The sequence below is a fragment of the Hyella patelloides LEGE 07179 genome, from assembly GCF_900659865.1.
Classification (GTDB): Bacteria; Cyanobacteriota; Cyanobacteriia; order Cyanobacteriales; family Xenococcaceae; genus Hyella; species Hyella patelloides.
In genome coordinates, this window is the sequence record NZ_LR213975.1 from 1 (window position 1) to 12,291 (window position 12,291).

At 34.1% G+C, this 12,291-nt stretch carries 8 protein-coding genes and 2 pseudogenes; 6 read left to right on the forward strand and 4 right to left on the reverse strand.

Annotated elements, in window-relative coordinates:
• Nucleotides 1-620 precede the first annotated feature (620 nt).
• The 3 genes and pseudogenes from H1P_RS24340 to H1P_RS24350 form a co-directional block, all read right to left on the reverse strand.
• Entirely contained in the window at nucleotides 621-2,042 is a 1,422-nt protein-coding gene (locus tag H1P_RS24340) for an ATP-binding protein (protein ID WP_144872221.1), read from the reverse strand.
• 263 nt (nucleotides 2,043-2,305) lie between these two features.
• Nucleotides 2,306-2,482, reverse strand: a pseudogene (locus tag H1P_RS24345) (alcohol dehydrogenase); the annotation flags it as partial.
• Nucleotides 2,483-2,615: 133 nt separating this feature from the next.
• Nucleotides 2,616-3,476, reverse strand: coding sequence for a helix-turn-helix transcriptional regulator (locus H1P_RS24350; protein WP_144872223.1), 861 nt, complete (start codon nucleotides 3,474-3,476; stop codon nucleotides 2,616-2,618).
• 209 nt (nucleotides 3,477-3,685) lie between these two features.
• Between H1P_RS24350 and H1P_RS24355 the strand changes: the two genes are divergently transcribed.
• Genes H1P_RS24355 through cas6 form a run of 5 tightly spaced genes read left to right on the forward strand, consistent with a single transcriptional unit; the run spans nucleotide 3,686 to nucleotide 11,543 of the window.
• Nucleotides 3,686-6,205 carry a hypothetical protein gene (locus H1P_RS24355; RefSeq protein WP_144872226.1) on the forward strand — a complete coding sequence of 840 codons (2,520 nt, stop codon included), beginning with the start codon at nucleotides 3,686-3,688 and terminating at the stop codon, nucleotides 6,203-6,205.
• Nucleotides 6,205-7,074, forward strand: a complete 870-nt coding sequence (locus tag H1P_RS24360) for a hypothetical protein (RefSeq protein ID WP_144872228.1) — start codon at nucleotides 6,205-6,207, stop codon at nucleotides 7,072-7,074. The genes H1P_RS24355 and H1P_RS24360 overlap by 1 nt, the downstream gene beginning before the upstream one ends.
• 4 nt (nucleotides 7,075-7,078) lie before the next feature.
• On the forward strand, nucleotides 7,079-7,891 hold the full coding sequence (locus H1P_RS24365) for a hypothetical protein (protein WP_144872230.1): 813 nt from the start codon (nucleotides 7,079-7,081) through the stop codon (nucleotides 7,889-7,891).
• Nucleotides 7,884-10,658 (forward strand): CRISPR-associated helicase Cas3', encoded by a 2,775-nt coding sequence (gene cas3, locus H1P_RS24370; protein WP_144872232.1) that lies wholly within the window; start codon nucleotides 7,884-7,886, stop codon nucleotides 10,656-10,658. Before H1P_RS24365 ends, cas3 begins: the two co-directional genes overlap by 8 nt.
• A 6-nt stretch (nucleotides 10,659-10,664) precedes the next feature.
• On the forward strand, nucleotides 10,665-11,543 hold the full coding sequence (gene cas6 / locus H1P_RS24375; RefSeq protein WP_144872234.1) for a CRISPR-associated endoribonuclease Cas6: 879 nt from the start codon (nucleotides 10,665-10,667) through the stop codon (nucleotides 11,541-11,543).
• Between the two features lie 105 nt (nucleotides 11,544-11,648).
• Here the strand turns inward: cas6 and H1P_RS24380 are convergent, their stop codons facing one another.
• A complete protein-coding gene (locus H1P_RS24380) occupies nucleotides 11,649-12,026 on the reverse strand; it encodes an endonuclease domain-containing protein (RefSeq protein WP_144872236.1) in 378 nt (125 codons plus the stop codon).
• A 102-nt stretch (nucleotides 12,027-12,128) separates the two neighbouring features.
• On the opposite strand from H1P_RS24380, the pseudogene H1P_RS39490 reads away from it, so the two are divergent.
• A pseudogene (locus H1P_RS39490) lies at nucleotides 12,129-12,291 on the forward strand (CRISPR-associated protein Cas4); the annotation flags it as partial.

Genomic DNA, 12,291 nt, shown 5'->3' on the forward strand with positions numbered 1-12,291 from the left:
TCCATCGTAGAAGTTCTCCATCTTCATTTGCACACCAACAATACAGAATATCTGCAATTTATCGAAAGTGGCAGTTTATCCTTATTTTCTGTCCACAATTCGAGCATAGTTGAGAACTGTAAAAAAAACGGTCAGCAATACAAACAGTTTATCTATTTCAGTTTATTTGTAGGATAATATCCTATGGAAGATGAGCGAGCATCAATAATACTGGCGAATTGGATTACCATCTACTGATGACAATTACTCACTTTGCGATCGCTGATGCTAAAATATCTTTAAATACTCTCGAATGCCGATCCTTCAACTATATTCAGCAACTCCCACCAACGCCTATTGTGGTTAATTTGGACAAGTACCATCTATAAAAGCAAGAAAGCATCGCTGCGGAGTTATACCAATTCTCCAAAATAATCAGAGACTTAGTTTAGGGTTAAGGAGTAGAACTCATAAGGAGTAGTAATGATAAGGCTTTTAAGCTTTTTTATGATTTAGAAAAATATACTATCTCTTTAACTACTATTGAGAAATGGTATAACAAATAACGAACGAATAAAAATCCATGACAATTAGTCTAACAATTTCACAAATCAAATAAGATTACTGTATTAGTATTGTGATTAATTAATGGGTAAACGAACCTGAAAATTAGTACATCCTGGAGCAGATTTAAAACGAATATTTCCCTTATGTTCTTGCACTATGATACGCCGAGAAATATCTAAACCCAAACCTGTTCCTTTGCCCACTTCTTTGCTGGTATAAAAGGGTTCAAAAATACGGGGCTGAATTTCTGAAGGAATCCCCGAACCATTATCAATAATTTCCACCAGAACACAGTTATTTTCTAAACTGGTACGAATAGTCAACACGGGAGTGGAATATGCCGACTGACCGTCGGCATTTCCTCCCGTCAACTCTCCTTTACCATCCATAGCATCGATCGCATTATCTATCAGATTAGTCCAGACTTGGTTTAGTTTACTACCATAGGCAGAAATTTTAGGAACATTAGCACTGTATTCTTGATTAACTTTTACTCCATATTTGAGCTTATGATGCAATATCTTGAGGGTATTATCAATTCCTTCGTGTAAATCTACTTCTTGCAAAAGAGCGCGATCCATATAAGAATAGTTTTTAATTGCTGATACTAAATCAGAAATTCGTGAAGTACTTTGTTCTACTTCTCCAACTAAACCATTCATATTTAAAGTAGCTTCTAACCATAATAAAGCCTCACTTAAAATATCACCTTCCATTGATTGGGTAAGATTTTCTAAGCAAGATTTATCGATACCACCACTCACTAAAGTAGGAGCGACTTCCCAACTATTATTAACTCCTTTTTCTTCTAACCAATCAATTAAAATATCTTCTCGATCGCTTTGTTCTAGAGGGGATAATTGCAGTCCTTTATTAATATTAATTAGAGCTTGTGCTTGTAACTGTTTTAACAATTGGCGATGTTCCGCAGAAAAATGTTTACCTCGTAGATTGAGCATTTGGAATTGTAGATTGCTGATTGCACTATTAAGCTGTTTAGCTGCTCTTCTTCCTGCTGCTGCGGGATTGTTTAATTCATGAGCCAATCCTGCCGATAGTTTGCCTAATGCTGCTAATTTTTCTTGTTGACGTAATCTTATTTCCAAATCTTTAGAACGTTCTGCTAACGCAGGAATAAATAAATCGATGCTGTCTGGACAATTTTTGAGTAACTCTTTAAAATCGTCAAATTTAATGACGCTGGAAGTATTAATACTGCTAGCAGTTGCCGAACAAATTCCTCCCGTCAACATACTCAAATCTCCCGTAAATTCCCCTCGACGATGAATTGTAATTACCAATTCTTCAGCACCTAGCTGTTTAGTAATTTTGATTTCACCATCTAAGACAACATAAAAACTATCCGCGTTTTCTCCCTCTTGAAAAAGTATTTCTCCTGGTTTAAGTTTTACGATCAAACCGCAAGTAATGAGTTTCTGAAGATGGTCTTCAGCTAAGGTAGGGAATAAGATCGATTCGGATTGAGTAGAAACCATAAAAATTCAAGTAGCGATGCTATTAATTAAAGAATAATCTTACAGGAATTGCGCAAACAACCCCTAAAAACCATGGTTAGTAAGGTGGGGTGTGCTTTGCCTTACAATTATCTTCTATTGTATAAATGACTTTATATTTTCTCACGCGAATTCTATAGCGATCGTCACTATCTTCTTTTATTTTAGTATAACCATCAGGAGGAATAAAAATTAAGTATCAACAAAAATCCTTATTCCCCATAGAAAATGGACAGATAACCAATCTAATGTTTCAACACTAGACGGTATCTAGGTTGACCACTACGAAGTTTTTCCATCGCTTCATTGATTTGGTCGAAAGAAAAAGTTTCGATAATCGGTTCAATATTGTGTCTGGCTGCAAATTCTAACATTTGAGCAGTTGTCACAGGACTACCTAAAGGACTGGCAGAAATGGTTTTTTATATCAATAAAATCAAATATAAAGCTGTAATTTCTGCTATTTGTTCAGTGATATGCAAGATAAACTAACAATTAAAAAATAACAAGATTTGGGAATAATATTAGTGTCTTCATTACTACTCCAATGTTGAACTAAATCTCAATATTGTATAGCTGGCACATTTCAATTAATTCTTGTCGAAAATAATTACGCAAGCCATCAGGTTTGACTATAGTGCAGTATTCTCCATATCCTTTGATCTCTCTAATTAACCAGAAGGGATTGAAAACTCGACGAGTAATTTTTCTAATCTTATTATTGGTTTCGTCACCAATATCTTCTTCTCTGGGTTTATAGGCTTTTACCATCCAACCCGTAAATTGTAAGTGTACTTCTATGTAGTCCAAGCCGACACGCCACGTTCCAGATTTGGGGATAATTCCTTGAATGCGATCCAAGCGCAGACAACGGTTATGAACGAGTGAGGGGAAGTATTTTTGGTTTTTTTCGGCAATATCTTTAGTTTCTTCGCACCAAATGTTTAAGTATAAACGCTTTTCATGCGGATCGATTTGAGCAAAATGCACGGTAAAAAGCAATTCTTGTTCCTGGCTATTTTTGTAAATTAGCTCGAATGGTTGCTGACGTTCGATATATTTATCAACTACTAAACGCCATTTGTCCAAATGTTTATTGGTGAGTTGGATTAGTTCTTTTTTGATGGCAAATTCCAATTGAGCTTTATCAAGTATATGGCGTGCAATAGTTTCGGCTTCTGGCATATCGCCATTATCTATTAAAACAGCGAGCGCTTTTCTCAGGGCTTTTATTTGATTTTCTTCAAGTTTAAAAGGTTTTCCTACTTCTAATTCTTTTGCTGCGATCGCCGTTACTAATGCGGAAGGGGAAGGACTTTTTCCCCAAAAGAAACCTAGTTCGCGGGCTATTTCTTCTAATTTTGCTTTTGTTCCTCCTGAAAGTGAAAGTGTAAGTGTCTCCTTTTTACTTGACATTGTAATTTTATAGTTATAAAATGGTTTTTAGTGTTATATTATTCTTATTGTAAATGTAAGTTGGGGTTATTTGAGAAAAATTAATTGTTTTTGCTAAATAAACCGTAAGCTCTCGAATCGCTCAAGAAAAGTTTAGACTTTGACAAAATTTAAGCAAGCATTTTTTTAGGCTTGCTTTCCTTTCCTAATAATTATTTATTACAAACATTATGAATAATAGCGTTCAGATTAAAATTTTAGCGAGCGCACTGGCAGCTAATGTCTTTCTTCAAGAAGAGAGAGAAAAAATAATTAGATGGTTAGCTAATCAACCAGGCGTAAAAGAGATAGTTAAAGGATTAGGTAATAGTAAATTAATCAGAGAATCAAATTTAGTTTGCAAGACATACAATCTAGAATTACCCAAACTAGAAGAAAGTGGTAATAAAGTTTTTTATGCTAATGAAGAAATAGGAGAAAAACGCATATTATACAAGTCTCCTTTACCTGGAGAATTACAAGCAAGATTATCTTATGAAAGTATTGCAGATAGATTTTTAGAATATCTTCAGAAAGTACATCATGTTGTGGTATTGAATGAAAGTAATTTTCACGTACAGATTTTTATTCCTGGTACTAAAAAAATAGATTTTACTCAAGAGTGGAAAGAGTTTATAACTGGGGTTGCTTTTTCTACTGATGGAAATAGTAAATATAAACTTCCTGGGTTAAAGCATACTTTAATTCAGATGTTGAATAGCATTACTTTAGCAGGAAGGGGATTTAGTACCGTAGAAGTTCCCATTATTACTAAAGAACAAAGTAATGTTTTGGCTGCTTGGTATTTTGCTGTAGTTAAACAAGTAGAAAAACGTCAGTTAGATAGAGAGAAAAGTATTGATTATATAAATAAACAAATAAACAATCTTAAGGAGCGATTAGAAAAAGAAAAATTAGAGGCAAAAGAAATAAAACAAATTAAAAAAGATCGAGCTAAATATGAGAAAGATTTTAAATCAAAACAGGAGATGCAAGCTAAGGAAGCAAAAAAATATCATGAGTATTTTTTAAAAGGATTAAATAAAATTCTAGAAGAACATGGCAAAATATTTCAAGATATTAATAATATTGAAGATAAATTAAAATCAGATGCTCTTAAAAGATCACAGATTAATCAATTACAGAAGCAGAAAGATAAATTAAAATCAAAACTAATATTTTCTGAAGAATCGGTAAAACACAAACAAAATTTATTACAGCAGTCTCAAGGCGATCCTTTTAAGTTTGTAAATCTCGATCTAGAAAATAATAGCCAACTTCAAATTATTAAAGCTATCTCTAAACCTTTTACTAAAACTGCAACCGATCAAATTAATTCAACTCGTGGCGATATATTCACTCAATGTATTTTAGAAATGTATCGCTTAATAGAATCAGAAAAGCTAACCGATTCAATTCCCGAACCTTTATTTACCGAACAGCCACACATAAAAGGATTGAGAAGTGCAGGTGATGATGGAAAAGACTTTTGTTATTCCTGTGGTGTGGCATTAAATTCTAAAAATGCTAAGTGGAAAGTAGCAAGGTTTATGTTCGAGCGACCATCTCAACGTCGTCAATCATCTAATAGTGAAGATAGACCATTTATCTGTTCTAGTTGTTCGATTTTGGCTTTTGCTTCACCTCTGAAAGTAACTGATGAAAGTATTATTTTACAGCTTAAGTCTAAAAGTAATAATACTGAATCTCAGGATAAGTTAAAAGACTATTTAAGAATGTTAACTAATAAAGAGTTACATCTTAGTTCGGGGCGTTATGTAATTTTAACTTCTGATAAAACTAGCAATGGTGTCATAGCATCACAAAAATTAGGACAGATTCAATATGCACTTCTTAAGACTGCTTCGATATTTCCTTTGGAGGTATTGGAAGATTTTAAATTTAATTTGATTTTACAAGGTAATCAATCTAAAGAATTATCTAGTAGATATTTGATTTTACTCAAAGGACTAATGGAGGCTTATGGACAAAAAATTATTGCTAGTGGCGATATTAACCTAAAACTTGGAGATGCGGTTAGATATGTGGAACAAGATTCACCCTACTTAGCAGAATACACAATAGTTAGGGTATCAAAAATAAGTAATCCATTGGAAATGGAAAGAGTTAGGCGCAAATATTGGAGGTTATTACAACAAGATATGAGTGTAAATAGTAAACGAGCAAAATTATATCAAGATGTAGCTGCATTAATTGGTATTACATATCCTTTTGTTGATTATGCAGAATATCTAATCAAAAAACACCAGGAAGAAAGAGAAAGTAAAAAAGAGACAAAAAGTAGCCCTGAAGATTTAAAAAAAGAGGTCGCTAGAGAAATAAGTAAAATTATCGAAAATTCCGATGAGTTACAAAAATTTTGCTATTATTCCTGTTTGGGTAATGAAAATAGATTTCAAATTACGGCAACACTTAAAAGAAATAGAAATACTCATTTTATTTATGACCAAGCTAGAAAATTGCTATTAGAAGAGTTAAAAATAGCTGACCTTAAGGAAAAAAGTAAAGACGGAGAACTTTCAATAACTCTTAGTTTAGGAGATGTTGAAAAAGTTTATTTTTATTTTGCAAACGATCCTGAATATAGTAACGATCAAGGATGGAACGAACTCACTTACAATCTTAAGATTTCTCTTTATACTCGCTTTCCAGAACTTGTCCGTAAATTAAATAAAAAGGGAGATAAATAATGACTACTGGATTACCTAAAACTAATGCAAAAAATCCTCGCTTACATTTCGATATTTACGTCATCTTAGAAGGAGCGCAAGAACTTTATTTCGGTCACGAAACACAGGTTAATGTCAACTTAGTTGAAAAGATTAAAATGCTTGGTAAAGATGGTCAAGCATTAGAAAAGTGTTATCTTTCTCCTACTAAAAGAAGAGGTGTTGAAAGACGTTGTTTATTATGGTCGCCTGTAAAGAGTGGGGAGTTATTAGGGGATAAACAAAAGTGTGGAATTCCTAAAACTTGCGCTAGTCCTGAATGTCCGATTTGTTCGACTTATGGCGCACTCGATCCTGGTAAAAAGACTTTAATTGGTAGAGTTACTCATGGGGGAGGTGTGGCAGTACAGGATATTTGTCCTGTGAAAAAACAACGCGCTATGCACCCTGCAATGATTGTTAATCAAAATGAAGAAACACCACAACCATATAAAAGGCAATACAATCAACCAGGCATACTTTACCCAGTCTATAATCATGCACTTAGTTTAACAGATAATGAGTTTGCTGCTGTGGCTTATGCTTTTTTAGATTCTCTTCCTCGTATTGGTGCAGGTAATCCTAAAGGAATTAGTATTGCTGAATCTGATGAAGTACCTTTATTAGTATTAGACCGTTATTTAGTACCCCAAAAGAAACGTCCGATTATTTCTCCTGCAATTACCGATCCTCAATATGCTATTGCAGATTTCAAGCGTTTGGGAAATTTTGATAATAGCGACGATAATTATATTGAAGAAAATCACTTTGAACGTTGGATAGGGGATTCTGCTTTAACTAAATTACAGGAATACGCTACAAATTTCGTCGATACAGTTTTGCAAGCATAAATAAATGTACTGTCTTCAAATTAATCTTACACCCACCGCAGCGATGACATTTCGGATTTTGCCTGGGTCGATACTCAATATTGCTACTTATCCTTTTGTACCGCCAACTACCTTATCGGGATATTTGAGACGGGTAGCCATGTTAATCGCGAGGTTGGACATTCCCGAAACTACTATCAATAAAGATAATCCGCCTTTCTATACCTTACCCAGTAATATAGTTTCTTTGGGTGCTTATCCCGTTACCGATACTTACACTGGGGTACATCGTACCTATCGTAAGGGAATGAGGTCTTTTAATCACGATGTTTTTTCCAGATTGTATGTAGAAAAGGATAAAGCTAACTTTCAATTACATACCTGGGAGTATTTAATTGCCGAGAAATTAATCGGATATGTGGTTAGCGAATCAAAATCCGATTTAGAGAAATTTTCACACATAAAAGGTATGGGGTGCAAATTAGGTAAGGAAGGATTTGCAGTAGTCGAAAAAGTATCTGCACCTATTGAATTAAAAAGAGAAACTATCAGCGCAAAGCCATCAACTATTGTACCGATGGAAGCATTGTTACAAAGCGGAGAATTTATTAACGGTTGCGATATCTACAATCTCTATCGCTATCAATGGTCTTCGAGTCAGACTAATACAGATAGCTTTAGTAATCATAGTAGTGCGATCGATGGCTTTATTCCTTTTGTTACTGGTTATTATCCTCCTCAATCGGATTCAGTAGCAACCCTCGAATATTACACCAACGGCGAAATAAATATCCCCACGTCTCTAGTTAATCTCATACAAGGTGAAGTTAATGTCTAAATCGAATTATAGAAAACGCTTGTTTAATTTTGGTCGTGTTTTTTTTCCTGGGGATAAATCAAAAATTATTCCCGATGAGATTCGCTTTCAACCTTTAGGTAATCATGTGGGAAATGTGAAACGCCTAGCTAAACTTTGGGATTTAGAAGATGAGGAATCGCGATCGAGAATTATTAGAGGTATAGAGTTGCATGATATGGCAAAACCTCAAACATTTAAACTTCTAGCTAACACTAATAAAAAAGGTAAATTTCAAAAATATATTTATTCTTTTTCAGGACATAGATTTTCAGCAAAAGATATTAAATATCGCAAACTTGCAGAAGAAAATAATTCAGAATATCAACAATCTTGGGTTGAAACTTTAGCTATAGGACATCATAAATATTCCGTGAGAGAACTTACAGAAGATATTTATCACCTCAAGAAAAATCCCGAATATGAAAATATTTTAGAAAAAGAACCATTAGCTTATGCAAAAGAACTTTATATTTTAGAAATGTGCGATCAAATAGAAGCAGAATTAGCCTGTTACGTCTGTGGCGACGAACAACATGGTGACGAGCGCACATTTATGGAATATTCTTTAAAGCAAGATGAAGGTAATCGAAATAAAGAGATAAATATTTATTATCTCGATCCCTATCCTTTTGAAGAACCAGAAATAAAGTTAAAATTTAATTATTGGTCTTGGTGTCTTTCCAACTTATTAGAAAAAGAAAAAAATAATTTACATAAACTCTACAACGATGAAAAATATCAGGCTTTAGGAAAAAAATTAGATAGTTTAATTAAAAAATGGTGGAAAGATTTAGATGTTAATCCAAAAATTAGTACAAAACAGGCAATTATCAAACCATATCCATCACAACAAGAAAATATAGATATTCAAAATAAAGACTGTAAATATTGGTATCGTAAATTAACCGAACCAATTGACGATAAAACCTCTAGTGAAAAAATATTTATTCCTAATTCAATGCAAGAGGAAGTCTTTAATAAAATTACTAATGAAGAACATCCAGCTTGTATAGTAAAAGCACCGACGGGAAAAGGCAAATTAGAGGCGATATTATTTCCTGCTTTAGTCAAAAATTTACGTTTAATATCACCATTGCCAGCTAAAAGTTTACTACAAGACCACCAGCAAAGAATTGAAAAATATCTAAAGCGATTTTCTCAACTATATCCACAAAGAGAATTTTCTCTAGTAATTGATACTGGTTCGGAAATGAAACGATATGTTTATATAAATGGAAATAAAGAAAAGTCAAGAGTTAGTAATCCCAGACGACATTTATATAAAGGGGACATAATTCTAACTACTCTGGATAAATTTTTATATCGTTATTTCTCTTTTGGAGAACCAAATAAAAACTTTGTCTTTTCTCTAAGAATAAATGGCAAAATTGATAATAGAGAAACTTTAATTTGTTTTGATGAAGCACATAGTTATGAAAATTTAGCTTTTACTAACTTTAAAAGTCTAATTGATAGTCTTTATGAAGTAGGGCGATCGCTTGTTTTAATGACAGCAACAATGCCAAAAGAAATAGTCGAACAATTCGATTATTTAGCAGACGATATTATTGACTATGTAGACAATCCTGAAAATGCAGCTAAGTTAAATTTATCCCAACATCATAGAAGTTTCAAATGGATAAGCGACATTACAAGAGATCAAGAGAATCCCAAAGAATTTCAAACGAATTTTACCAAAATCATTTTAGAACAATGGCAAGCTAAACCTAATATAAAAATAATAGCCGTAGTTGAAACAGTACAAGATGCTGCTGCTATTTATCAAAATGTTAAAGAGCAATTAAATTTAGATACAAAGATTGAAGATAACTACTTGTTTCTCTATCATGGTCGCATAGCGGAACAACTTAGACCTGAAATATACCAAAAACTAAAAGAGCGAGATAGTCAAAACAAAAAATATATTCTAATTACTACGAGCGCGATCGAGGTTGGTTGCGATCTTAATAGCGAAACACTAATTTCTCAAATCTGTCCGCCAGAAAATCTGATTCAAAGAGTAGGAAGGTGCAACAGAAATGGCAAAGTTAAAGATGCAAAAGTTATTGTAGTTGGCGATCGCATTTCAGCATATATCAATACTCTCGATGAATTGGGGTGGGATAAATATCAACAAGCATTAAAAAAATTAACTACATTTGAAACCGATCGCATTTTAGACTGTATTTATCGTCAACAACATATAGACGATTATCGCGCAGTAGAACTCTTTTCTATGCTCCACGATTATGTTTATAGTGCAGATTTAACTTGCGAACCTATTCATAGAAAAGGCTTAATTCCGACAAGAAGCTGGACACCATCAGTCACTTTAGTTTATGACGATGGAACTTGTGGAGAAAATCTCAATAAAATGCCTAAAATTACTGTTGGTATCGATCGCTTAATCATTAAATCTGATAAGAGCAATTTATATGCTGGGATTGATGTCTATGAAAGATATTATGACATTGAAACTTATCAGTGGAAAACGAAAGATTTATCCTGGGGTTTAGCTTATCAAAAAAATATTTTGGTCAAAATAAATAATTCAGAATCGGGTGCTTTTTTTGGAGAAGAGAATAAAAAAGAATATCCATACAATCGAGAATTAGGATTTGTCGATCTTCCTGGAGTCTTTATAGCTATATCTTCCAAAGAAACAGAAAATCGCTTGCTTTATCAAACTGGAGAACATAAAGCAATTATTCACTACGTTAAACCATTAACTGATTCTAAAAACTAAATCACTATGCCCTATAGTCTTGTCTTAAACTTACTTCCACTATCTCCTATATTTCCAGGTTATTCCCAAGGCAAACATCTCCACGCCTTATTCCTCAATATAGTCAGCCACTGCGATCGCGAATTAGGCAAATACCTACACGAACAAAAAACAAATAAAGCTTTTACCATTTCTCCTTTGCAGGTAAGAGGTTACAGGGGAAAGGTTACAGGGGATAGTAATCTTGAAAAGTCCCCCTTTTCTAAGGGGGGATTTAGGGGGGATAAAATACAGTATCAACATAAAAAACCGATACCCGCCAATACTCCCTGCTGGTGGCGCATATCTCTTTTAGATGAAAGTCTCTTTGGGAAACTAACTCAACTATGGCTAAATATAAACCCCGAAAAACCTTGGCATTTAGGAAGTGCCGATTTAAAGATTGCTAGTATCTTGGGTACATCCCAACCCAATCAACCTTGGGCTAATGCGATACCCTACGATCGCCTTTATCAAGAAGCTTCAGACATTAATAACAAATTTACCTTTTCCTTTGCTACCCCCACTACTTTTGGTAAGGGAAAATACAATAATTCCTTACCCACTCCCGAAAGTATTTTTAGAAGCCTCCGCAAGCGTTGGAATAAATATAGCAACATCGAAATTACCGAAACAGAATTAGCGTTAGAATCTTTGTTCCCCAGTTATTTCAACATTCGCACCGAAGTAATTAGCGACTATAGCAAAAGTAAACTCATTGGTTGTGTTGGTGATATTAGCTATCAGGCTTTTGGGAATATCGATTCCCAACAAATCAAGTATCTTAACACCCTAGCTGATTATGCTCTTTATTGTGGCATGGGCAAAAAGACCACTATGGGTATGGGAATGGTAAGGAGATTGTAAGCATAACCCCCTAAATCCCCCAAACTTGGGGGACTTTCAACAACCAATTTTCTCCTATTCCCCCAGGATTGGGGGGTAGGGGGGCGAAAAACCCAGAATTAAAGACTATAGAGTCGAATCTAAAGTAGTTTGCCAAATTCTCTCTAACACTGAGTCCAAATTATGAAAGACTTCATTATTACTAAAACGAATCACTTTATAGCCATAGCTATTCAAATGTTTTGTCCTTGCTGCGTCATATTCCTGTTGTGTTAGATGAATTTCCCCATCTATTTCTACAACTAATTTATATTGCGCACAATAAAAATCAAGAATAAATCTTCCTACGGGATGTTGGCGACGAAACTTCAAGCCATTTAACGGCTTTTTTCTTAATGCTTCCCAGAGAACTTTTTCTGCTGGTGTCATATTGTTTCGTAGCTGTTTCGCCCGAAGCTTAATTTCTGGTGTTGTCCCGCGAATTAGATTAGTAGTTTTATCCATAATGTGATTGTATGGGTGAATTTAACCCCCAAACCCCCAAAATTGGGGACTCGATCTACACCACCATATTTTGAAAAATCTAAATCATAAGTGATATCAATCGTGAATCAAAAATATACTGAATCAATACCCATAGCAGCACTCAATCACTACGCTTACTGTCCCCATCGCTGCGGTCGAATGTTTTGTGCGGGAGATTTTATTGATAATCATTACACTATACAAGGAACAAGTTTACACGAAAGAGTTCATACAGTTAGTGAAG

Excerpts from the sequence above, each read along its gene's own strand:
- H1P_RS24340 (WP_144872221.1), bottom strand. The coding sequence starts at position 2,042 with ATGGTTTCTACTCAATCCGAATCGATCTTATTCCCTACCTTAGCTGAA.
- H1P_RS24350 (WP_144872223.1), bottom strand. The coding sequence starts at position 3,476 with ATGTCAAGTAAAAAGGAGACACTTACACTTTCACTTTCAGGAGGAACA.
- H1P_RS24355 (WP_144872226.1), top strand. The coding sequence starts at position 3,686 with ATGAATAATAGCGTTCAGATTAAAATTTTAGCGAGCGCACTGGCAGCT.
- H1P_RS24360 (WP_144872228.1), top strand. The coding sequence starts at position 6,205 with ATGACTACTGGATTACCTAAAACTAATGCAAAAAATCCTCGCTTACAT.
- H1P_RS24365 (WP_144872230.1), top strand. The coding sequence starts at position 7,079 with ATGTACTGTCTTCAAATTAATCTTACACCCACCGCAGCGATGACATTT.
- cas3 (WP_144872232.1), top strand. The coding sequence starts at position 7,884 with ATGTCTAAATCGAATTATAGAAAACGCTTGTTTAATTTTGGTCGTGTT.
- cas6 (WP_144872234.1), top strand. The coding sequence starts at position 10,665 with ATGCCCTATAGTCTTGTCTTAAACTTACTTCCACTATCTCCTATATTT.
- H1P_RS24380 (WP_144872236.1), bottom strand. The coding sequence starts at position 12,026 with ATGGATAAAACTACTAATCTAATTCGCGGGACAACACCAGAAATTAAG.